General features: G+C 70.2%; 15 protein-coding genes. 8 read left to right on the top strand and 7 right to left on the bottom strand.

Translation table 11 applies throughout. The features are described from left to right. Positions 1–131 precede the first annotated feature (131 nt). From ABD481_RS03065 to ABD481_RS03055, 3 genes are read left to right on the top strand one after another with little or no spacing between them, the layout of a single operon-like run. Positions 132–2,870, top strand: coding sequence for a baseplate J/gp47 family protein (locus ABD481_RS03065; protein WP_344663939.1), 2,739 nt, complete (start codon positions 132–134; stop codon positions 2,868–2,870). After that, positions 2,867–3,472, top strand: coding sequence for a Pvc16 family protein (locus ABD481_RS03060; protein WP_344663938.1), 606 nt, complete (start codon positions 2,867–2,869; stop codon positions 3,470–3,472). Before ABD481_RS03065 ends, ABD481_RS03060 begins: the two co-directional genes overlap by 4 nt. Positions 3,473–3,474: 2 nt before the next feature. Beyond that, the gene (locus tag ABD481_RS03055) at positions 3,475–5,628 is read left to right on the top strand and encodes an AAA family ATPase (protein ID WP_344663937.1); all 2,154 of its coding nucleotides are present in this window, start codon (positions 3,475–3,477) and stop codon (positions 5,626–5,628) included. Here the strand turns inward: ABD481_RS03055 and ABD481_RS03050 are convergent. Both ABD481_RS03050 and ABD481_RS03045 read right to left on the bottom strand, forming a co-directional pair. Continuing rightward, complete coding sequence (locus tag ABD481_RS03050) at positions 5,615–6,055, bottom strand: hypothetical protein (RefSeq protein ID WP_344663936.1); 441 nt, start codon at positions 6,053–6,055, stop codon at positions 5,615–5,617. The genes ABD481_RS03055 and ABD481_RS03050 overlap by 14 nt on opposite strands. After that, a complete protein-coding gene (locus ABD481_RS03045; RefSeq protein WP_344663935.1) occupies positions 6,052–6,627 on the bottom strand; it encodes a response regulator transcription factor in 576 nt (191 codons plus the stop codon). Before ABD481_RS03045 ends, ABD481_RS03050 begins: the two co-directional genes overlap by 4 nt. Positions 6,628–6,941: 314 nt before the next feature. On the opposite strand from ABD481_RS03045, the gene ABD481_RS03040 reads away from it, so the two are divergent. Then, positions 6,942–8,114: a nucleotidyltransferase family protein gene (locus tag ABD481_RS03040; protein WP_344663934.1), complete on the top strand. Its 1,173-nt coding sequence runs from the start codon at positions 6,942–6,944 to the stop codon at positions 8,112–8,114. Between the two features lie 22 nt (positions 8,115–8,136). Here ABD481_RS03040 and ABD481_RS03035 read toward each other — a convergent pair whose 3' ends face one another. Genes ABD481_RS03035 through ABD481_RS03025 form a run of 3 tightly spaced genes read right to left on the bottom strand, consistent with a single transcriptional unit; the run spans position 8,137 to position 10,835 of the window. Next, positions 8,137–8,958 (bottom strand): ABC transporter permease, encoded by an 822-nt coding sequence (locus ABD481_RS03035; RefSeq protein WP_344663933.1) that lies wholly within the window; start codon positions 8,956–8,958, stop codon positions 8,137–8,139. A gap of 40 nt (positions 8,959–8,998) precedes the next feature. Then, positions 8,999–9,754, bottom strand: coding sequence for an ABC transporter permease (locus ABD481_RS03030; RefSeq protein ID WP_344663932.1), 756 nt, complete (start codon positions 9,752–9,754; stop codon positions 8,999–9,001). 13 nt (positions 9,755–9,767) lie between these two features. Further along, positions 9,768–10,835, bottom strand: a complete 1,068-nt coding sequence (locus ABD481_RS03025; RefSeq protein ID WP_344664144.1) for an ABC transporter ATP-binding protein — start codon at positions 10,833–10,835, stop codon at positions 9,768–9,770. A 147-nt stretch (positions 10,836–10,982) separates the two neighbouring features. Between ABD481_RS03025 and ABD481_RS03020 the strand changes: the two genes are divergently transcribed. After that, positions 10,983–12,023 carry an alpha/beta fold hydrolase gene (locus ABD481_RS03020; protein WP_344663931.1) on the top strand — a complete coding sequence of 347 codons (1,041 nt, stop codon included), beginning with the start codon at positions 10,983–10,985 and terminating at the stop codon, positions 12,021–12,023. 718 nt (positions 12,024–12,741) lie between these two features. Then, a complete protein-coding gene (locus tag ABD481_RS03015; protein WP_344663930.1) occupies positions 12,742–18,903 on the top strand; it encodes a ricin-type beta-trefoil lectin domain protein in 6,162 nt (2,053 codons plus the stop codon). A 105-nt stretch (positions 18,904–19,008) separates the two neighbouring features. On the opposite strand, the gene ABD481_RS03010 is transcribed toward ABD481_RS03015, so the two are convergent. Both ABD481_RS03010 and ABD481_RS03005 read right to left on the bottom strand, forming a co-directional pair. Beyond that, positions 19,009–19,401 (bottom strand): cupin domain-containing protein, encoded by a 393-nt coding sequence (locus ABD481_RS03010; protein WP_344663929.1) that lies wholly within the window; start codon positions 19,399–19,401, stop codon positions 19,009–19,011. Between the two features lie 31 nt (positions 19,402–19,432). Then, a complete protein-coding gene (locus ABD481_RS03005) occupies positions 19,433–20,344 on the bottom strand; it encodes an SAM-dependent methyltransferase (RefSeq protein ID WP_344663928.1) in 912 nt (303 codons plus the stop codon). Between the two features lie 54 nt (positions 20,345–20,398). On the opposite strand from ABD481_RS03005, the gene ABD481_RS03000 reads away from it, so the two are divergent. Next, positions 20,399–20,827, top strand: coding sequence for a MarR family winged helix-turn-helix transcriptional regulator (locus tag ABD481_RS03000; RefSeq protein ID WP_344663927.1), 429 nt, complete (start codon positions 20,399–20,401; stop codon positions 20,825–20,827). A 149-nt stretch (positions 20,828–20,976) separates the two neighbouring features. After that, positions 20,977–23,265 carry an ATP-binding protein gene (locus tag ABD481_RS02995; protein WP_344663926.1) on the top strand — a complete coding sequence of 763 codons (2,289 nt, stop codon included), beginning with the start codon at positions 20,977–20,979 and terminating at the stop codon, positions 23,263–23,265. Positions 23,266–23,865 lie beyond the last annotated feature (600 nt).

Below are 23,865 nucleotides of genomic sequence, written 5' to 3'. Positions count from 1 at the left end.
GCCGGCGGCCGCCGGTTCGCGGATACCGGTCGCGTTGGCACGGACGCGGTCAACACGGCCGCCAAGCGCTTCGCGACCGCCGCGACCATGAAGACCGCCTCAACCGCCACGACCGGGAAGGACCACCGGCGATGACCCTGCCCGTGCCGCCGCTGGACCCCCGCACCGTGGACGACGTGGTCGCCGCGGCGAAGTCCGAGGTCCGGCGCAAGCTTCCGCAATGGGCCGGGATCGACGGCCCGGATCCCGGCACCGCGCTGGTGGAGGCGTGTGCCGCCATGGCCGCCGCGCTGGCGGGCCGGGTGAACCAGGCTCCTGACAAGGCGCGGCTGGCCGTGCTGAAGGACCTCGGGGTCCGGCCGCGGCCGGCCGCCCCGGCCCGCACCGAGGTGGCGTTCACCCTGACGGTGGCCAGCGCGGCACCCGTGGAGATCCCCTCCGGGACCCAGGTGGCCACCCAGCCGTCGGGCGGCTCGGGCAACTCGGGCGGCTCGGGCAGCGCGACCGACTCAGGCAGCGCGACCGGCTCCGGCAGCTCAGCGAGCACCGACACCGCGGCCGGCGCCGCGGTGGCCTTCACCACCACCCGCAACGCACTGCTCTACTCCTGCACCCTGCTGGCCGGCGGCCTGTTCCGGGGCGAGCACTACATCCCCGGCAACCAGACCTTCACCGGCGGTCTGGCGGCGCTCGCCGCCGGGAGCACCGTCACCCAGAGCACCAGGCTCCTGGCCGTGCTGTCCGGCACGGTTCCGGACACCCAGATCACCCTCGACTTCCCGACCGCGACCGACTCCTCCGCGCTCGGCCTGAAGGCCTCGGACTGGGTCTGGGACGTCTGGGCCGGGACCCGGTGGGACCCCTGCGACCTGGTCGAGGACACCACCGCCGGCCTGACCCGCGGCGGGCACGTGGTGCTGCACGTCCCGGCCTCGCACGCGCCGACCACCGTGGAGCTGAACCGCGGCACCGACGCGGTCCCGCAGCAGTGGCGCGCCGAGGACGTGGGCCTGCTGCGCTGCCACTACAACGGCACCGCCGTCTTCACCGCCCCGCTGGCCGCGATGGCGCTGAGCACCGAGATGTCGGTGCTGGTCCCGGTCGTGCAGGCGGCCGTGGTGGACGGGGCGCTGATCGGCGTCTCCACCGGGCAGCCCGGGCAGCGGTTCGCCCTGCCCTCGCCGCCGCTGACCCAGGAGGGGCGGATCACCGCGCAGATCGCCGTGCCCGGGCAGCCGCCGCGGCTCTGGGAGCACCGCGGCTCGCCGGCCGCCAGCGGCCCCGACGACCCCGTGTTCTGGATCGACCCGGCGACCGGCGAGGCCGTGTTCGGGATCCGGGCCCTGACCCCGGACGGCGTGCGCCGACACGGGGCGATCCCGCCCCAGGGCGCGGAGATCCGCATCACCCGGTATCTCACCGGCGGCGGCAGCGGCGGCAACGTCCCGGCGCGGTCCATCACGGTGCTGCGCAACCCGCTGCCCCCGATCTCGCGCGTCTCCAACCCGTCCGCCGCGACCGGCGGCGCCGACGCCGAGAGCGTCGAGTCCTTCGCCGACCGGGTCCCGCTCGGCCGGCCCGGGGCGCAGCGCGCGGTGACGGCCGCCGACCTGGAGGACGCGGTGCTGTCCGCCCCGACCGGGGTGCGGCGGGTGCTGTACGTCGCGGCCGGCAAGGGCCAGCTGCTGACCCCGTTCCGGGACGTGGCGCTGTGGACGCCCGCCTCGGCCACCGTCCGGTTCACCAACCCGGGCAAGGCCTCGGTGACGGTGCCCGCCGGGACCCGGGTCTCCACCGTGCCGGCGCCGGGCGGCACGCCGATCGTCTTCACCACCACGTACCAGGTCGCGGTCGACGGCGGCGGCATCGCCGACGCCGTCGTGACCCAGCAGAAGACCGTCCCGGCGGACACCGCGATCCCCGGCGCCGTCTCGGACGGCACCCCGGGCCAGAAGCTGCGGCTCACCGACTACCCGATCACCGGACCGAAGCCCACCATCACGGTCCTGACCCCGAACGCCGGCTCGCAGACCTGGGCCGTGGTCGAGACCTTCGCCGCCTCCAGCCCCACCGACCAGCACGTCATGGTGAACGCCAGCACCGGCGAGGTCTGGTTCGGGATCGGCGAGTACGGCGCCATCCCGGTCGCCGGGTCGCGGTTCGCGGTCGGCAGCGCCTACCAGGCCACCGTCGGCGCGGACGGGAACGTCCCGGTCGGCGCCCTCACCCAGACCGACCCGGCGCTGAAGCTCACCGCGGTCAACAACGTCCCGGCCCAGGACGGCGCGAACGGCGGCTCGGTCGTCACCGAGTCCTCCGGGCCCTACGGGCTGCTGGTGGTCCCGGCGCTCGCGGCCGGCCCCGGGATCCGCCTGAACTACAACGACCTGGTGCCCTCCGGGACGCTGCGCGACAACGTCGCCAGGGTGCTGCGGCCGCTGATGCCGCCGGGCACCGCCGTCGGCGTCCACGCACCCGGCTACCAGGGCATCGGCGTCGACGCCACCGTGGTCCCGACCGACTCGCTGCTGCCCTCCGAACGCATAGCTCTGCGACAGAGCGCCGAGGACGCGCTGCACGCCTACCTCAACCCGATCGGCGGCGGCCCCGACGGCACCGGCTGGCCCTTCGGCCGCCCGGTGCACCTCGGCGACGCCTACGCGGTGCTGGACCGGCTGCCCGGCGTGGCCGAGGTCAGCACCCTGAGTCTGTATCCGGTCAGCCCGGTCACCGGCGAGCGCGGCCGGCCGGTGGACCGGATCGACGTCACCGACCTGTCGACGGTGTTCTCGGTGGGGCACCGGGTCACGGTCGCCGACCCGGCGGCGGCCCCGGCCGGGACCGTGGCAACCCAGAAGGCGGCACCGTGATCAGCGAAGTGGACAAGGCACTGCGGGACATCATAGCCCTGAAGGTCCCGAACACGCCGGTGCGGTTCGAGGCGCCGAGCAAGGAGTGGGCCGAGCAGATCGGCGGCGCGCAGACCATCAACGTGTTCCTCTACGACCTGCGCGAGGCGGTGGCCGGGACCTCCGTCGGCGGCTACCGCCTCAACCAGACCCCGAACGGCTGGCTGACGGCCGACAGCGTCGGCCAGGCCACCCACACGATCGACCCGCCGCGCTGGTACACGCTGTCCTACATGGTCACCGCCTGGTATCAGGACCCTGGCGACATGCACCGCGTGCTGGAGGATCTGCTCATCGCGCTGACCACGAAGCTCACGCTCGACATCCCGTTCAGCGACGTGCTCAAGCCGCTGAGCCCCGTCGCCGAGGTGGTGGTGGCCGCGCCGCCGGACAACCGGACCGTGTCCGAGCTGTGGAGCGCGCTGGGGAACCGGCCGCTGCCGAACGTCAACCTCGCGGTGACGCTGCCGCTGGACCGGTGGCGGACGGACGGGCCGACGGCGATCGGCGGGGAGCGGGTCAAGCAGGTCGTGGTCACCGCGAGCGAGTTGCGGACGCCGTGAGCGTGCCGGTCTCGGAAATGGCGGAGTCGCGGATCGCGGTCACGGAGGATGCGGCTTCGGGTCGTACGACAGCGGGCGATGCGGCTTCCAGCGATGCGTCTTCGGATCGTGCGGCTTCCGGCGATACGGCTTCGGGCGACACAGCTTCGAGCCGTGCGGTCGCGCCGCCGCCGGATCCAACCGGCGCGACCTACCTGGCGGCGCGCCTCGACGTCGTCGAGGCCCGCATCCGCAGTGTCCTGACAGCTCGCGGCCACGCGATGTCGGGATCGGACGTCCGCTCCGTCGAGGAGCGGCTCGCCATCGCCGAAGCCGTCGGCGACCGGACCGAGGCGCTCGGCACCCGGCCGCGACTCCGGGCGCTCGCCGACGCCTGCGGCCTCGAAGCCACCGACGTCGAGTTCCTGCTGATCGCGCTGGCCCCCGAGGCCGATCCCCGATTCGGCCAGCTCTACAGCTATCTGCACGACGACGCCGACCGACGCCGCGCAACCGTCGGCCTCGCGCTGGAACTGTGCGGCGCGGCGCCGATGGACGCGGCCCATCGCTCCCGCTTCCACCCCGGTGCGCCGCTGTCGTCCAACGGCCTGCTCGCCGTGGCGGACACCGAGCAGCCCTTCCCCTTCCGCACCCTGCGCGTGCCCGACCGCGTCGCGGCCCACCTGCTCGGCGACGACCATCTCGACCCCGCCGTGACCGACGTCGCAAGGCTGGTACCCGCCGCGCCCCTTCCGCCGGCCGGCAGCCAGGCCCGATCGATCGCCGAGCAACTGAGCGCATGTCTGGCCTCTGATCGTCCCGCCTACCTGCGCGGCGCTCGCGACAGTGCCGTACTGGACATCGCCACAGCGGCGGTATCCCGAGCGGGCTTCGTCCTCGTCCTCGACCTCTCACGCATCCCCGCCGGCACCGACCCAAGAGGGATCCTGGCCGCAGCGGTCACGGAATCCCGGCTGCGTGGCTGCGGACTGGTTGTGGGGCCGCTGGAGAATCTGGGTTCTGACAGCGCGCACCTGGCGCACCTCCTGCCGGACCTCCACGGCCGACCGCTCCCCACCGTGTTCTTCGGCGAAGCCACCTGGGACGCCCGGTGGACCGGATCGCTGCCCTTGCTGCTCGACGTCCCCTCGCCCGACCACCGGGAGCGCGTCGCCTGGTGGCGGCAGGCACTGGGCGATCGGTCGCCGGAAGCCGCCGAGGCCCTGTCCCTCCACAGGCTGTCCCCGCACCGCATGCGCGGCACCGTCGAAGCCGCCGTGGCGCAGGCCGCTGCCGAACAGCGCCCCGTCACGACCGCGAGCCTGCTCCGCACCGCCCGCCTCCACAACGCCGCCGGCCTGGAACGCGTGGCGCGCCGCGTCGAACCGTCGGCGGGCTGGGACGACCTGGTCCTGGCGGCGCGCCCCACCGAGCAGCTCCACGAGCTGGCCGCCCGCCACCGCCACCGGGGCACCGTTCTGTCGGACTGGCGCCTGCGTCCGCACCATGGGCGCGGTCGCGGCGTGACCGCGCTGTTCAGCGGCGAGTCGGGGACGGGCAAGACGCTCGCGGCGGAGGTGCTGGCCGCCGTGTCCGGCGTCGACCTCTACATCGTGAACCTGGCCACCGTCGTCGACAAATACGTCGGCGAGACCGAGAAGAACCTGGAACGGATCTTCACCGCGGCCGCCGACGCCCAGGGCATGGTCTTCTTCGACGAGGCCGACGCGCTGTTCGGCAAACGGTCGAAGGTTACCGATGCCCACGACCGCTTCGCCAACATCGAGACCGCCTATTTGCTGCAACGCCTGGAGGCCTTCGACGGGCTCGCGGTGCTGGCCACCAACCTGTCCGGCAACGTCGATCCGGCGTTCCTGCGCCGCCTGGACACGATCATCCACTTCCCGCGTCCCGATGCGGCCGAGCGGGCCCGGCTGTGGGACCTGTGCCTCGGTCCGGGCGTCCCGCGCGCCGCCGGCCTGGACCTGGACCGGATCGCCGCCGCCTTCGAGTTGAACGGCGGCAACATCCGGTCCTGCGCGCTCACCGCCTCCTACCAGGCCGCCCGCACGGGCGACCCGGTGGGCACCACCGACCTGTTCGCGGCGGTGCGGGCCGAGTATCACAAGCTGGGGCGGCTCGTTGACGAGAACGAATTCACCGTCACTGCGCGGTGAAGACGTTGTTCTTGGTGGCGAAGGTCGCCGTCCCGTTCTTCGGCGCGTTGGACGCGGTCTGCCCGTTGGGGTTGGCGGCGGGGGTGGTGACGGTGAAGACGGCACTGAAGGGAGCACCCTTGATCAGCAGTGCCTTGTTGTTGTCCTTCAACAGCGTCGTAAGGTTCACACCCGGGGACGGGACGAGTTTGAGCGTGCCGGTCCCGGTGATCGAGTACCCGGACTCGGTGAAGGTCAGCGGGCCCTTGAGCGTCGGGGCGAGCTCGTCCCCTTCGAGGCACACGAACGCGCCGCCGAACGTGAGGTCCTGGCTGGTCCCGACGAGCGGCTGCGGCGTCTGGGCGACCGGGATGACGATACCCGGAATCGTTACCGAGACGGTGTCGCCGGTCACCATCACGAAGTTGTCGGCCATCAGGACCCTCACACCAAGCCTTCCCGGATCGCGTGCGCCACCGCGTGGGTGCGGTTGCGCAGCCCGTATCGGACCATGACGCCGTGCAGGAGAGTCTTCACGGTGCGCTCGGAGAAGCCGGCGCGGCGGGCGATTCCGGCGGTGTCATAACCCTGCGACGCCAGCTCCAGGATCTGCGCCTCGCGCGTGGTCAGGCCCTTGACGGTGAGCCCGTGCGGGTCCAGAACCTGCTGATGTAAGCGGCCGACCTGGTCCAGCAGGTCGCCGAGCAGATCGCCGGGCATCACGCCCTCGCCGTTCGCGGCGGCCACGACGGCCGCGACGATCCGGTCCGGGGTGGCCAGGTTCCGGTACAACAGGGCTCTGACCCCGTACGAGGCGGCGGCCGGCAGCCCGGCGGCCTCCATCCGGCCGATCAGCAGCACCGAGACGCCCGAGACGGAGGCCTGGAGCTTGCGCAGGGTCTGCAAGGTCGGGGTGTTGAGGGTCTCGGCGACGACCAGGTCGACGGCGGCGGGCCTGCCGTCCTGGGTGTCGCCGGCCAGGATCTCCACCTCCGGCCGGGTTCGCAGGTGACTGGTCACCCCGGCCTCCAGGATCAGATCCTCCGCGTGAACTCGAACAGGTATGCGCATCACGACAGTCCCCCACCTCTCCCCAGGTATGCCGACCGGGATCGGCGCGGGACGATCTCCACCGCGCCGGTGCTTCGACGTTACTGCGCGCGGCACCACTTGTCCCACCCTGTCCATGCAGAACACTGATTAACTGGCGCCCCACTGGCGAACGCCCTCCGAGCAGGGACGGGAGCCGGAACAAGAAGGCTTTCCGAGCAGGCTGGATCACGGCATGCTGTGGACAGGCGGGTCCCGCGCCCGCGGGTCGAGAGGAGTCCGCAATGGGCAGAAATCCCCAGCACGAAACGGCCCCGCGCCGCCCCGCCGCCGTCGACACCGTCCGTGAGGTCTCCGCTCAGGCCGCCTCCGCGGCGCGGGTACGGCGGCACGCGGCCCCCTACGACCTGTCGCCGACCGGCTGGCTGACCGAGGACGCGAACCACCGCGGGCGGACCCGCGGCGTCCGCGACCGCGCCGCGTATCTGGACCCTGCGTCCCTCGCACCGCGCCGCCGCACCGACGCCGAGCTCCAGGACCCGCGGCTGGCCCGGCTGGACGCCTGGCTCACCGACCGCGTGAACCGGGTCAAGGCGACGGACGAGGAACTCGCGACCGCCGAGTTCCGCGCGCAGGCCGTGATCGGCGCGCTGGACCGGATCTATCCCGGCGCGGAGGTGTACCGCACCGGGAGCATCGCGCACGGCGACGCCATGCATCCGCTGAACGACGTCGACCTCGGCGTGATCCTCACCGACCGTCCCGAACTCGGGCCCGACGGACTAGGGCCCCGGGCCGAGATGCGGCATGTGGCGGGCGAATTGGTGAAGCGGCTCAAGCCGACGTTCCCGAAGCTGTCCGCCGACCCGGAGGGGAAGCGGTCCGTGGTGCTGACGTTCAACGCCGTCCAGGGGGCATCCGACCCGGACTTCACCTGCGACGTGATCATCGCCCTGCCCGGACCGGATCAGACCCTGCTCATCCCCAACACCGACCTCCGCGGCGGCTGGGACCAGAACGATCCCCGGGGGCACGTGGACCGCGTGCAGCGCGTGGACGCCGCGTCCGGCGGGTCGCTGTCGCGCACCGTCCGGCTGGCCAAGCACTGGCGGGACCGCCACGGCAAGCCGCTCTACTCCTGGAACATCAAAACCCTGGCATTGGAGGCGTTGTCGGGGGCGTCGCACCCCTTCGAAGGGCTGTACCGGTTCTTCGAGCACTCCGCCGGGGCGGTCGCCGAGGGGCCCACGGAGAACCCGGGAAGCATGGCGTATCCGCCGCCGACCGTGGCCGGGAACCGGGGCGAGGCCACGCGGCAGCTGCTCGACGCGCTGGCCCGGCTGGAACTGGCGCGGCTGGCGGCCCTGGCCGGCAAGGACGACGCGGCCGAGCAGGCCCTCGGCCGGTTCTTCGGCGACGGGATCGACGGACCCGGCGGGGCGGCGTTCAGCGGCTGAGCGGGCGCGCCGCCGTCGTGCCTCAACGCGCCAGCATCGGGCCCATGCGCCGGATCGCGATCCGCAGGGCGAGCCAGCTGAAGACGATGAGATAGCCGGCGGCGACCGGGACCGTCGCCGGGAACCGCCCCAGCGCGGGCTCGCGGATCAGCTCAATGCTCTGATAGAGCGGCAGCACCTCGATGAACGGCTGGAGCGGGCGCGGGTAGACCGTCAGCGGATAGAAGGTCGTGGCGAACAAGAACATCGGCAGCATCACCAGCTGCACCAATTGGAGGTCCGCGAAGTCCCGCAGGTAGGTGGTCGCGGCCAGCCCGGCGGCGCCGAACGCCACGCCGACGAGCACCGAGGCGGGCACGGCGAGCAGCACCCCCGGCGAGACCACCAAGCCCAGCGCGGCCAGGGCGGCCAGGAATCCCACCGACGTGATCAGGGCATTGATGACCGCGCTGGTCACCTCGGCGTAGGCGATGTCGGTGACCGACAACGGCGTCGGCACGATCGCCTCGTAGGTGTGGTCCTTCTTGACGCGGGTGAAGACGCCGAAAATCGTGTGGCTGACAGCGGTGTTCATCGCGGTGGTGGCCAGGATCGCCGGGGCGACGTAGGCGGCGTAGCGGGTGTCGACGCCGGGCACCGAGCCCACCAGCGAGCCGACGCCGTAGCCGATCGTCAGCAGATACAGCACCGGCTCGACGAGGCCGAACACCACCGGGGTGAGCGACCGCCGGTAGATCATGAAGTTGCGCTCGACGAGGGACAGGACGCGGCGGACCGGGCCCGCCTGGTCGGCCGGGACCGGGCCGGCGGACGGCGAGTCGATCAGGGTGGGCAGCGTGGTCACGGTGAGGGCTTCCTGGTCGGCGTGCTCGGGACGAGGCGGGTCACGCGTGCAGCCGCCCGGTGTAGGCGCGGCGGGCCCAGAGCAGCCCGACGGCGGTGAGGGCGAACAGGTACCCGGCGCGGGCGGCGTCGGCGGCGGACACCGTTTCCAGGCTCAGGTCGCGGCACAGGATCACGGCCTGGGCCAGGGGCAGCGTCTCGGCGACGATCCGGACCGCCGTGGGGAGCTTGGCGAGGGCGAAGAAGGCGCCGGAGAACATGTACATCGGCATGACGATCATCCGGAACACGGTGGTGAGCCGCGCGGTCCGGCGGACACCGACCGCCCACGCGGCGACCGGCGCGGCGAAGGCCATTCCGGTCAGCACGGCGCCGCCGAGCACGGCGGGAGCCGCCCGCGGGGAGGTCAGGCCGAAGGCCGTCATCACCACGACGAACGCGGCGCTGGAGGTCAGGACCCGGAAGATGACGAACATCTGGTGGCCGGCCATGATCTGCGGCGGTTCGAGCGGGGTCGGGGTCGCGTCCCGGTAGGAGCCGTCGATGGCGGCGTAGGTCACCGGGCCGGAGGATTCGAGGAACGCGGTCTGCATGGCGGCGGCGCACAGCAGGCCCGGGGCGAAGAAGGCGGCGTAGGTAGTGCCGCTCAGCTGCGCCGGGGCGTGCTGGTCGACGAGGCGTCCGAGCCCGGCGCCGAAGCCCACCAGGAACAGGAGGGGGTTGGCGACGCTGATGACGACCGTGGCGCGCCAGGTGCGGCGGTACCGGAGGAGCCAGTATTCGAAGGTGTGGACCATGGACGGCCTCCGATCAGTCGATGAGCGAGCGGCCGGTGATGGTCAGGAACACGTCTTCCAGCGTGGCTCGTCGCACGATCGTGGAGACGGGGGTCAGGGACATGGCGCGGACCTCGGCGAGCGCGGCTTCGCCGTCGTCGGTGTAGACGAGGACGCGGTCGCGGAGGATCTCGACGCGGGGGCCGCCGCTGTGCTTGCTGTGCGCGCTGTGCTTGCTCTGTTCGTTCTGTTCGTTCTGTTCGTTCTGCTCGTTCTGCTCGCTGTGCTCACCACGGCCGCCGTCGCCGGCGTCGCCGCCGGCCAGCGAGGAGGAACGCAGCTTCTCGGCCGCGGCGTCCCTGGTGTCCAGCGGGAACCGGAGCTCCAGGACCTCGCGGGTGGTGTGGGTGCGGATCAGCTCCGCGGGCGAGCCCTCGGTCACGACCCGGCCGTGGTCGACGATGACCAGCCGGTCGCAGAGCTGCTCGGCCTCGTCCATGTAGTGCGTGGTGATCAGCAGCGTGGCGCCGTCCTGCTTCAGCCGGTACAGCCGGTCCCACAGGACTTGGCGCGCCTGGGGGTCCAGGCCCGTGGTCGGCTCGTCCAGGAGGAGCAAGTCAGGATTGTTCATCAGCGAGCGGGCGATCGCCAGCCGCCGGCGCATGCCGCCGGACAGCGCCTCGACCCGGCTGTCCGCCTTGTCCTCCAACTGGGCGAACTCGAGCAGCTCGGTGATCCGCTCGCGGATCGTGGCCCGGGGCAGTTGGAAGTATCGGCCGTATATATAGAGGTTCTCGCGGACCGTCAGCTCGCGGTCGAGACAGTCCTCCTGCGGGACGACCCCGAGCCGGGCCCGGATCGCCGGGCCCTGCGTCATCGGGTCCATGCCGAGGACCCGCAGCGTGCCGCCGCCGACCGGGGAGGTCGCGCCGATCATCCGCATCGTCGTCGATTTACCGGCCCCGTTGGGACCGAGCAGGCCGACGGCCTCGCCCCGGTGCACGGTGAAGTCGATGCCCGCCACCGCGTCGACGCATGCCCCGCCATCGCGGGCCGAGTAGGACTTCTTGAGCCCTGTCGCCACTACCAGCGCCGTTTCGATCACGCACGGAGTCTACTGATTTTCTACAACGAGCAGCAATTATTTTACTACTGGATGAAATTTGACGCGCGCCTTCTGTCGTGCCGACAACGATGCGCAGAGATCCAGACGCGACGTAAGGTCTGAGCATGACTGGTGGCGTCGTCCGTGGTTGACACCGATTCCGGGCCCGTCGAGTCGGACGACGCCTCGCTCGCCGACGACGACACCGAGGCCGTGCCTCTGCTCCCCTACCGGTCGAGGCTGCGCCGGCTGGGTCGACGGCTCGTCGGCATCGCGGCCGTCGTCTTCGTCACGACCACCTTCCTCTCCACGGCCTACAACGCCGCGACCGACCGACGGGCGTCCGTACCGGCGGGGCTCAGCTACATCCAGACCGGAGACGTGTCCACGCGATACCGTGCCTGGGGCAGCAGCGGAACGCCGATCGTGCTGGTCCACGGCTTCATCGAGTCCGCCGACACGTGGCAGTACCTCGCTCCCCTGCTCGCCGCGCAAGGACACCGCGTCTACGCCCTCGACATCGTCGGCTGGGGCTACACCCAGCGGGTCGGGCCCTACGACATCGGACATCAGGCCCGCCAGGTCGAAGCCTTCATCGACGCCCTGCATCTGGACCGGCCGCTCCTCGTCGGGCACTCCAGCGGCGCGGCGGTAGCAGCCCTCGCGACCTTGAACGCCCCCCAGAAGGTCGGCGGCATCATGTTCCTCGACGGCGACGGCCTGGCCACCGGCGCGGGCCAGAAAACCCCGCTCACCCACCTCTTCCTCAACCCCTACCGCACGACCCTGATGCGCCTTGCCGTCCGCTCCGACACCGTCGTCCGCGGCATCTACTCAGCCACCTGCGGGTCCGGCTGCCCCAAGCTCGACGCCGCCGGCCTCGACCAATGGCGCCGCCCCCTGGAGGTACCCGGCGCGGAGGAATCCCTGTGGAGCATGGTCAACCTCGGCGTCGCGGGCCTACCCCCGGCCCGCCTCGCCGAACTGGCCGCCCTGCCGCTCCCCAAGTCGGTCGTCTTCGGCGGCGAGGACTCCTCCTACGCTCCGGACGCCCCACAGACCACCGCCACCCGCATCGGCGCCCCGCCCCCGACGATCATCCCGGGAGCTCGGCACCTCACGTCGGTCAACAGCCCGGAGCAGGTGGCGGCGGCGGTTAAGGAGTTGGCGGGGCGGAAGGGGTAGCGGGGGTCGCGGGCTCACATGCCTGCGGCAGGACGGTCACTCGTCGATCGGCGGCAGGACAGCTGGCAAGGCTTGAGGCCCGGTTTCGGAGCGAGTCCATAACCGCTTCTTGGCGAGGCGGAACTCGGGCCCGTCCCCGGCGATCTCCAGCAGAGCCTCCTCCGGAAGCCCGGCCTCCTCGGGCAATACAGTCCGTAGAGACCGGGGTCGCCGTAGCCGGCCATCCCACGAACAATCAGCGGCTCCCCGCCGTCCAGCCGCACAGCCAAGGCCAGTTCCCAGCCGGGGTGTTATACCCGGGCGCTACCCGCCGCGGTGTCCGACGGCGGCAGCGGACGGCACTTTATTCGAACTCTGCGATGCTGTCGATATCTGAACCCTGACATAAAGCCGCCACAGTCACGATTTGGTCACGGCCGAACGAGCGTTCTCGCGCGCCGCGCTCACTGGCAGTAGCAGTCGGCGCGGCATTTGGGGAAGCTTGGCTGCCCTTTGCCATGATTCACCCCCTGCACGGCCCGCAGCCAAGATCAGTGGCCGAACGCCCGTTGATAACGATTCGGTTCGATCAACCCCATTGACTCAGGGCTCTACAACACTTAGCGTCCGCTGGCGCGCTGTCGACGCGCACCCCTTACATCAGTACACGAAGGGTCTCTCCATGCACCATGCACGTGAACGACGCAGACTTTTCAGACAGTTGACATATTCAACGCTGGTGGCGACGCTTGCTGGCGGACTCATGGTCAGCGGTGGCCAGGCGTGGGCACAGTCCGCCGCGCCCACGCCGTCGCCCTCGGCGGGTTCCACGACGGCGGACGGCAAGAGCACGACGCCGGCCAAGCCCGGGAGCGACAACTCGGCCAAGGAGAGCAACACCGGGCCGGTGCAGAAGGTGGCCGCTGCCTCGCCGGAGAAGCTGGCGGCGCAGAAGGACCTGTCTGACGCGACGGCGAAGGCCAAGGCGAGCGGCAAGGCGGCCCCGGTCGACTCGCAGACCACGATTTACGCGACAACCGTGGCGAACCCTGATGGTTCGTTCACCTCGACGGAGAACATCGCGCCGCAGCGGGTCAAGCAGAACAACGCCTGGGTCCCGGTCGACACCACCCTGAAGCAGGCAGCCGACGGCACCTGGCAGACCAAAGCCTCCGTGTTCGGCGTCACCATCTCTGGCGGCGGCACCGCCCCACTGGCCGTCGAGGATGACCGCGCCGGGCACGTCCTCACCGTCACCTGGCCCACCGCCCTTCCCAAGCCGCAGGTCAGCGGCAACACCGCCACCTACCCGGCGATCCTGCCCGGCGTGGACCTGAAGCTGACCGCCACCGCCTACGGCGTCAGCGACGTCCTGGTCATCCACGACGCCAAAGCCGCCGCCAACCCGGCCTTGCAGAGCCTGCACCTGGGCATGTCCAGCCCCGGACTGACCGTGAAGTCCGACAACGCCGGCGGTCTGAAAGTCACCGACAAGGACGGCAAGGACCGCTTCACCGGCACCACCCCGATGATGTGGGACTCCGCGACGGCACCGGCCGCCAAGGCCGCCGCCACCCCGGATCAGAGCTCGAACACGGCAGCGCCGGACACCAACGACATCACCAAGTCCCCGGCGCTGACTTCACACCTGGCCAAGATGCCCATCACCACCGGCGGCAACGGCGTCGACTTCCGCCCCGACGCCAGGATGCTCGGCGACCCCGGCACCATCTACCCGGTGTATCTGGACCCGGACATCACCCCGGTCTACTCCAACGAGCGCGCCGAGATCTGGCAGTGCGGCGACACCGAATACATCAATGGCGCCGGCGAGACCGGCAGCCAGACCATGCGTCTGGGCTGGCACTCCTGCGGCGGACTGATCCGCGGCATGCTCCAGTTCGACACCAGCCAACTGGTCGGCCTTGAGGACGTCTCCGACTACATCGACCGAGCCAACATCAGCCTGCACAACCAGTACCAGTGCACGCCGGTGACCGTCTACCGCACCGGACCGATCCAAACCGGCGTCAGCTGGAGCAACCAGGGCGGCAAGAGCATCTGGTCCGGCGGCACCGCCGGGCAGCTCCCCGGCCAGGCACAAGGCTGCCCCACCCAGAACGTCGGGCAGCAGTTCACCATCGACGACCTGGCGCAGGCCAAGGACGCCGCGTTGCACGACTGGGGCACCATCACTCTGGGATTCCAGGCCACCAACGAGGGCATCCACTCCACCTCGAACTACATGGCCTACTACGCCTCCCCCAACGGCGTCTGGGGCGCCAGCGAGCCGACCCTGACCGCGCACTGGTGGAGCTGGCCGACCGTCTCCAACTTCGGCGTCAGCGCCGCGCCGATCAACAACCACGGCGTGACCCAGAACATCTGCGGCCCGGACAAGCTCCACCCCGGCTATCTGCCCATCACCAGCACCCCGGTCCAGCTGTCCGCCGACGTCAGCGACGTCGACCAGGGCCACGACCTCGGCTTCGCCTACGAGCTCGACGCCTACAACCTCGTCGGCGACTGGCTCGGCAACACACCCCTGTCGACACAGAAGTTCCCGTATCCGACAGCCAACACCCCCCGGCACATCACCGCCCCGCTGACGACCAACTTCGTCGACGGCGAGATGTACCAGATCAACCCATGGGCCTGGGACACCGTGGAGAATCAGAACGGTGACAACTGGTCGTCCAGCGAAGGCGGGGACTGCTGGTTCATCGCCGCCACCACCGCCCCCGGCCAGCCCACCTTCGGCGCCACCACCTACCAGCGCACCGGCCAGCACCTGGCCTCCTACCCCACCGTCGGCACCGGCGGCAACCTGACGGTCACGGCCGTCGCGCCGACCACCCCGATCGCCCGCTTCGACTGGGCCCTGAACACCGCCTCCACCAATGAGGGCGACGGCCACTGCACCAAGGCCGGCAACAACTGCGGATCGATCAGCACCTGGGGTACCAGTCCCAGCGCCACCATCTCGATCCCCGCCGGCCCTGGCAACGGCGAACACTGGGGCAACAACTACATCTACGTCAGCGCCGTGGACGCCGCCGGCAACGTCTCCCCCTATGGCCGCTTCGACTTCTTCGAAGCCCAGGCGTTCCAGCCGGTGTCCTTCGGCAACGTCACGGGTGACGGCACCCCCAACGTCATGTCGACGGACAGCGCCGGAAACCTGGTGATCTACCCGGCCAACCGCGACATGTCCAAGAGCACTGACCCGAACGCCACCGCGGCCGCCAACGCCATCCAGGTCGCCCCGGCCGCGACCGCGCCCAACGACACATCCTGGGCCAGCGCGCTCTACACCCACCGCGGTGCGGAAGTCGTCCAACCCACCGACGACCTGTTCGCCTTCGACCACACCGGCGACGGCACCGGCCACATGTACTACTACCGCAACGCCCAGACCGCATCAGCATCCACACAACCCGGCTACAACCCACCCGACACCGTCAACGCCTTCACCCAGACCGCCCGCACCCAAGTCCAGCGGCCCGCCTGCACCCCGGCCGCCAACAACGGCTGGTGCACCGGCTACAACCAGACCAGCTGGAACGACGTCAAAAAGATCATCGCCCTCGGGCCGGTGACCGGCGGCTGTGACATCGTCCACCCGACGATGGCCTGCAAAACCAACCTGATCACCGTCGAAACCGACGGCGTCTCCCCCGCCCGAGTGTGGCTGTTCACCGCCGCCGGCACCGGCGCCGTCCGCAGTCCGGTCCTGCTGTCCACCTCGACGCCGACGTGGGACTGGGCCTCGGACCGCCTGACCCTGATCGCCCCCGGCAACGCCTCGCACCATCCGGCTCCGACCGGGGCGCCAGCCGCCGGCGGCATGCCCGACCTGTGGGCCGACTACGACGGCACCCTCTGGCAGTTCACCAACCACTCCGACACCGGCATCCTCGGCGCGGGCCTGGGCGACCTCAGCGCCAAGACCCGGCTCGGCAGCACCGACCAGTTCAAGGCCTACGACTGGGTGTCCTCGGCCGGTGACCTCAACGGCGACGGCAACCCCGACCTGTGGACCATGGCCAACGGACGCCTCGACGTCCTGTTCGGGCCGCTCACCGGCACCATCGATCTGTCCGAGCAGTCGCAGACCACTGCCACGCTGATGGAATGGGGCGCCAGCCTCGGCGTCACCAGCCTGCAAGGCAGCCAAGTCACCCCCGGGTCGGTCGGGCAGGTCGTCTCCGACATCAGCGGCGGCCCCGGCGGCCAGATGTGCCTCGACGACCTCAACGGCGCCCAGACCAACAACACCATCGCCGACATCTACCAGTGCAACGGCACCCGACCCCAGAAATGGAAGTTCGGAGCCGACAGCACCATCCGCTCCGTCGACGGAACCGGCGCGGCCAACCTCTGCCTGGACAGCGGCGGACCCGCAGTGCAGGGATCGAAGGTCGTGCTGTACACCTGCCAGCCGAACAACATATGGCAGCAGTGGCGCACCATCCCCTCGCCCTCGGCACCCGGCCACTTCTGGATCTACAACCCGAACACCGGATTCTGCCTGGACGACACCAACCGCTCGAACGCCAACGGCACCCAGTTCCAGAGCTGGCAGTGCATTGACACCACCAGCTCCCCGGCGCCACAGCAGACCTTCGCGCTGCCCGGTGCCGACGGCCAGTCCCAGGGCATCGAGGCCGAGAACCTCGGCGCACCGTGGGGCAGCAACAACGGCGGCACCTCCCAGGTGCAGTTCAACTGCTGCGGCGGGTCCTGGTCCAACGGCGCCCAGCTGATGCTGGTCAACAACACCGCCGGCTCGACCCTGACGCTCAACTACAACGTGACGAAGGCCGGCACGTACCAGATCGCTCCGATCATGACCAAGGCGGCCGACTACGGCACCGTCTCCCTGACCGTGGACAACGCCGCCAAACCGCTGCCCACGGTGTTCGACGGGTATCAGAGCTCTGGGGTGTCCACCACCCAGGTCCCGTTCGGCACCGTCACCCTGACCCCGGGCAACCACAGCTTCACCTTCAAGGCCGCCGGGACCAACCCCGCGAGCATCAACGCCCGCTACAACCTCGGCGTCGACAAGCTCGTCCTGGTGCCGACCGGCAGCTCCGTGCCGGCTCCGGCGCTGAACGTCCCGACGAGCGGACTCGTCGGCGTTCCGGTCACCGCGGACGCCAGCGGCACCTACCCGGGCACCGCCGCCATCAGCGGCTACACCTTCGACTTCGGCGACGGCACCACCGCCGTCCAGCAGTCGACGGCCACGGCCGCCCACACCTACACCGCCGTCGGGACCTACCTGATCAAGGCGACGCTCACCGACGGCACCAACACCGTCACCACCTCCTCGACCATCACCGTCACGGCCGGCGCGACCAACCAGTGGAAGCTCAACGACGGCACCGGGACCACCGCGGCCGACTCGGGCACCACGGGCGGCGCGCCCGGGACGGTGAGCACCCCCGGCGTCACGTTCAACGCCGCCGGCTACGCCACGTTCGCCGGCACCTCCGGCGCCGTCTCCACCAGCGCCCCCACCGTGGACACCACCAAGAGCTTCACGGTGTCCGCGTGGGTCAACATCACCGCTGCCAACCCCGGCTACCAGACGATGGTGGTGCAGCGGGGCAATCAGCACTCCGCATTCTACCTGGAATACAACGGCAGCACGTGGCAATTCGCCCGCGCGTTGGCCGACACAGCCGGTATCAACGCGGCCCGCATCGCCGCCCCGTCGCCCGCGGTCCCCAGGACCTGGACGTATCTGGTCGGCACCTATGACGTCATCCAGGGCACGATGACGTTCTACGTCAACGGCCAGCTCGTCGGCACCGCGACCGACACCACGCCGATGGCCTCCACCGGACCGCTGGTCATCGGCCAGGGCTTCGTCAACGGCAGCGCGAACAACTACTTCACCGGCAGCGTCGGCGACGTCCGCGTCTACCAGCAGGCCCTGACCCCCGACCAGACGCAGTACCTGTACCAGAACAGCGGCTTCGCCAAGCCGCCGGTGCCCGGCTTCGCCGGCACGCTGATCTCGGCCAACGCCGACGCCAACAGCCTGGGCCGCCAGGTGTGCCTGGACGACCTCAACGGAAGCCTGGCGAATTCCACCACCGTCATCGACGTCTACGACTGCAACGCCACCTGGCCGCAGCAGTGGTCCTTCGGCGCCGACGGCACCGTCCGCCTGATGGGCGCCAACCCCGCCAGCCCGCCCAACAAGTGCCTGGACACCGGCGGCGTCAACACTCAGGGCTCGAAGGTGACCCTGTACGACTGCCAGGCCAACAACCTCAACCAGATCTGGAAGATCGTCCCGTCCGCTTCCAACCCCGGAAGGATCACTCTCCAGAACCCGGCCAGCAGCATGTGTCTGGACAACTCGGCCGGGAGCGTCAGCAACGGCAACCCGCTCCAGTTGTGGAGCTGCCTGGACAACGCCAACCAGCAGTTCACCGGGCCGTCCACGATCGGCGGCCAGCAGCGGGCCGAGGGCGAGTCGGTCTGGGGCGGCGCCACCGGCGGCACCATGGCCAAGCAGACCAACTGCTGCAACATCACCTTCTCGAACAACGCCCAGGAGATGCTGACGGCGACCGCGGTCAACGCGACGATGAACCTGGACTACTACGTCGCGAACCCCGGCCTCTACCAGGTCATCCCGACCATGACCAAGGCTCCCGACTACGGGATCCTGGCCCTGGCGGTGGACGGGACCACGCTGGCCAACACCATGGACGGCTACAACGCCACCGTCACCACCGGACAGTTCACCTTCGGCACCGTCAACCTGACAGCCGGAGTGCACCACTTCACCTTCAAGGTGACCGGCACCAACGCGGCCAGCACCGGTAACAAGTACAACGCCGGTGTCGATGTCTTCCGACTCGTGCCGACGGCGTCATGACCGGCGAGAGGCGAGACGGAGGAACTGACCGACAACGAGTGAACGAAAGCGAATAACCGAACAGGAGGCGGGCCGGCGCGACACTCGCGCCGGCCCGCTTTTTCGTCAGGAAGCTGATTCAGGCCGCATGCCGTGCCTGGCCATCAGCTCCATCTCCTGCTCGCGGGTCGGCGCCGCGTCGGGGTCGGACCACAGCTCGTGCAGCTCGCGGAAGTAGCCGTCCATGGCCGGCGCGTGCACGATGAGGACGCCCGCTGTCTCAGTCCCCTCATTGCCGAAGCTGTGCATCACGCCGCCGGGGACCAGCACGAAGGATCCCGCGCCCCGGGTGGCCGTCTCCTCGTCCAGCGAGAACGTGACCTCGCCGCGCAGGACATAGAAGGCCTCGTCCGCGCCGACGTGCACGTGCCGCGGCGGCCGACGCCCGCCGGGCGGCAGATCCCGCTCCATGAACGAGAACGAGCCGTGGGTCGTGGACGCCAGGGCTTTGAACACCATCTCGCTGCCACGGGCCTGAAAGTGCGTACCTTCACCCGGACCGAACACTTGAGCTGTCATTACCCTGACTTTCTGGCCGAGGGACAGGCCGCGCAATACGTCGGGCGCGCAGGAATCCCGCGGTGGACGGTCCGACGGCCGGCGGCATCTCACGACCATACCCGGCGGCCAGGTCCTCCAGCCCGGCGAACTCGACCTGCCAGCCGTGGACTGCGAGCCAGTCGGCGGTGCCGGGACCGAGGCCGCCGCGCCACAGGTCGGTCAGGGCGGTGAGTCCGTCCTCGCGGGGCGTGCCGCTCACGTCGCGGCCCTGCTCCAGCATCAGAATGCTGCCAGGAGCCGCCAACTCGCCGACGGCGCCCAGCAGCCCGGCCGCCTGGTCGGCGTCCAAGTAGACCAGCAGCCCCTCGGCCAGCCACGCCGAGGGCCGCGCGGCGTCGAAACCGGCTGCCCGCAAGCGATTCGGCCAGTCCGGGTCGACCAGGTCCAGGGGCAGCACGATGCGCTCGCAGTGCGGCCGGGCGCCGTGCTCGGCCAGAACGCGGTCCTTGAAGGCCAGGATCGGCGGCAGGTCCAGCTCGAAGACTCGGGTTCCCTCCGGCCAGGGCAGGCGGAACGCGCGAGCGTCCAGGCCGGCCGCGAGCAGCACCACCTGATCGACGCCGGCCGCCATCAGCTGTTCGTCGTAGTGGCGGGTCCGCAGAATGCCTTGCGCGACCAGGCGCTTGGCCAGCGGAGAGGCCGGCCCGGCGACGTCCATCGGGATGCCGGACGCCTCGATGAAGACCTGCGCGTAGGGATCGGTGAACAGCGGCTCCGGCTGCGCGGTTTCGAAGGCGCGCACGCGGGCGACCGCCAACGCCGTGCGGGACACCGGGCTCAGCGCCGCCGCGGGGTCCGCGACGATGTCCGCCGCGACGCCCTCGGGCTCATGGTTCGTCATAGCCCGCAAACTACATCGCTACCGATACATCTGTGAAGATGTATTCTGGCGGGCATGGACGGCGTGCGGCTTCTCCGGCTCGGCAAGCGGCTGACCGAGCTCGGCCGGGAACTGGTCACCGATCCGGCGTCGGCGACCCTGACCCCGGGCGAGATCGCGGTGATCGCGGACGTCTACGGGCACCCCGGGACCTCGGTGCAGGACGTCCGGGCCCGCACCGGCTTCGCCCAGAGCCACGTCTCGACCTCGGTGGCGCGGCTGCGCGAGCGCGGGCTGCTGGACACCGGGCCCGACCCGGCCGACGGCCGCCGGACCTTGCTGACCGCCTCCGCGGAGGCCCGCGACTACATCCGCGCCCGCGCCGCCGACCCCGCCGAGCCGGTCCTCGCCCGCGCCGTGCCCGACCCGGCCGCCGCCCGCCGGGTCGCCGAGCTGCTCGACGAACTCGCCACCCTGCTGCTGCCGGGACCGGCCCGGGACTGACCCCCGACCACAGCCGCACCGAGCCGCCGGAACCACAGGCCGCACCCCGCCCGGGTTCGTAAAATCGTTACCGGCCGGTTCGGCCGCCGCGTGGGGAGGGTGTCTTGGAATCGTCAGAGCCGCGACCGGATCCATCGCGGGCATCGGATATGACCGACTTCATCGCGGCGCTGGACCAGTTGCGCATCTGGGCGGGCAACCCGTCGTTGCGCCTCCTGGCCCAGCGCGTCGGCCCCTTCCTGCGGCCACCCCGGCCGATGAGCCACTCGACGCTGGCCGACGTGTTCCGCCCCGGACGACGTCGGCTCGACCTGGACGTCGTGGTGGCGGTGCTGCGCGCACTCGGGCTGGACGAGGCCGAGGTGTCGCACTGGCGGGACAACTGCCTCCGGGTCCACGCCGAGCAGAAGACCGGCGGACCGGTCGGGGTCTTCCGGCAGCTGCCGCCGGACCTGGCCACGTTCACCGGCCGCGAGGACGAACTGCGCGCCCTGATCACGGCCGCCGCCCGGACCACCTCGGGCACGCCCACCGTCGTCATCTCCGCGATCGAGGGCATGGCCGGCATCGGCAAGACCCGGCTCGCGGTCCACGCCGCGCACCAACTCGTCCGCGCGGGCCACTACCCCGACGGGCAGTTCTTCGTGAACCTGCGCGGCTTCGACCCCGAGCAGTCGCCCGCCGACCCCACGGACGTCCTCGACGCGCTGCTGCGCCAGCTCGAAGTCCCCGCCTCCCACATCCCGGCCGGCCGCGACGAACGCGCCGCGATGTTCCGCGACCGCCTCCACGACAAGCACGCCCTGCTGATCCTGGACAACGCCGCCGGCGAGGACCAGATCAGGGACCTGATTCCGGCGAGCCCCACCTGCCTGGTCCTGATCACCAGCCGCCGCAGCATGGCCCAACTCGACGCCGCGCACCTGCACCAGCTCGACGTCTTCCCGCTCCACGAAGCGATAGCGCTGCTGGCCCAGGTCGCCGGCGCCGCCCGCGTCGCCGCCGAACCGGAAGCCGCGGCCGAGATCGTCCACCGGTGCGGCTACCTGCCCCTCGCCGTGTCCGTAGCCGCCTCCCGCCTGCGCTCACGCCCCACCTGGATGCTGTCCCACCTGGCCCAACGCCTGCGCGACAACACCATGGCGGCCCTGACCGTCGGCGGCAAGGAACTGCCGCAGATCTTCGAACTCTCCTACCGCGCCCTGCCCGAAGCGGCCCAACGCGTCTTCCGCCTGGCGGGCCTGCACGTCGGGGAGGACTTCAGCGCCCCCGGCATGGCCGCCCTCGCCGACCTGGAACCGACCGCCGTCCTGCCCCTGCTCGACCTCCTCCAGGACGAGAACCTGATCCAGGAGAACACCCAGGGCCGCTACGAACTCCACGACCTGCTCCGCGTCTTCGCCCGCCACTGCCTCGACGCCGAGGAACCGGCCCCCGACCAAGCCCTGGACCGCCTCCTGGACTGGTACCTGAACACCGCCGACGGCGCCGCCCGCATCATGACCCCCTCCCGCATCCCCACCGTGACCACCCAAGTCGCCCCCGGCCGCCACCGCCTCCCCCTCCACGACTACCGCCAGGCCCAGGAATGGCTCGACGCCGAACACTCCTGCCTGATGTCAGCCATCCACCTCACCGCCGACACCGACCGCCACCACCACCTCTCCCTCCTCCCCCGCGCGATGTACGAACTGTTCCGCCACCGAGGCCACACCCGCGACTGGGAGAACGCCTGCCGCCTCGCCATCACCTCCGCCCACCGCCACCACGACCAGGACACCGAAGCCTGGATGACCAACAGCCTCGGCCTCGCCCTCACCCGCCAAGGCCGCCTCACCGAAGCCATCACCGAATTCCAAACCTCAGCCGACCTCCGCCACACCCTCGGCCAATACCCCTTCGAACTCTCCGCCCTGACCAACCTCGGCCTGACAGCCATCCAAACCGGCCACCACGAAGCCGCCGAATCCACCTTCCACAGAGTCCTGGCCCGCAACCAAGAAGCCGAAGACGTCTGGCACGGCCGAGCCCTCAGCGGCCTGGGCGAGATCTACATCGAACGCAACGAACTCACCAAAGCCCTGAAAGCAAAACAAGACTCCCTAGCGATCTTCCTCAAACTCCGCGACCAGGTCAACGTCGGCGAGGAGTACCTAACCCTCGCCCAAATCCTGTACCGCCAAGGAGAACCCGAGGAATCAACCCGATACCTCCGCCTAGCACTGGAAGTCAACGAGGAACTCGGCGTTCTGAACGTACTCGGCATGGCATGGGAGCTCCAAGCCGAGATCTGGAACGACGAAGGCAACCGCCCAGGCGCAATAGAGGCCCTGACCAAGGCCTACGAGCTCCTGGCGCAGTCCGACGAGGTGTTGGCGCAGCGGGTGGCCGGGCGCCTGGAGGAGTTGAGGGGCAGCGCCGCGAGCAACAGCCACTAGCGCCGCTGCTCACACATGACGGATGGCGGACACAAGACCCGGTCAACATCGCGGCCCGGCACCTGGCCGCCATCACAACCAATGGCAGCTAGCAGCATCGCAACCGACTTCTTGTCCACCATCACGACCGGCGGCGGCCAGCAAAACCGGTGGTCATCGCGACCGGTTGCCCCGCTTTTGACTTTTGCTTTGCCCCAAAGTTAGGTCTTCGGTTCCGGTCTTTCCGTCGCTTCGGCGGGCGCAGCCAATCGCGCCGCCCAGGCGGTGTCAAGGCTCGCATGAGCTGGGGCACAAGCCTGAAGGGTCGCCTTGATACCGCCTGGGCGGTGTGATTCCTTCAGGCGACGATGCGACGGAAAGACCGGAACCGAAACCGGAACCCACCACAAAGCCGCACGTCCCCGCCTGGCCCACTCTTTCCAGAGCGAGGCCCTCCCCGGAGGGGCCGCCGGAGGCGCAGTTGACCTTGACTGGCCTAATGATTCCCGGGAGCGAGTCCATGGGGCAGACTTCCGGGTTACAGCTGCCGGCTGGTGAGCACTGCATTGGCCTGGACTATCAAGTCCTAATCAAAGAACGTGCCCCAGCCGGTTGGCCGGG

The organism is Catenulispora yoronensis (genome assembly GCF_039531695.1).
Lineage (GTDB): Bacteria > Actinomycetota > Actinomycetes > Streptomycetales > Catenulisporaceae > Catenulispora > Catenulispora yoronensis.
Note: the sequence above shows the minus strand (reverse complement) of the source record. Positions and strands in the feature narration are given on the sequence as shown.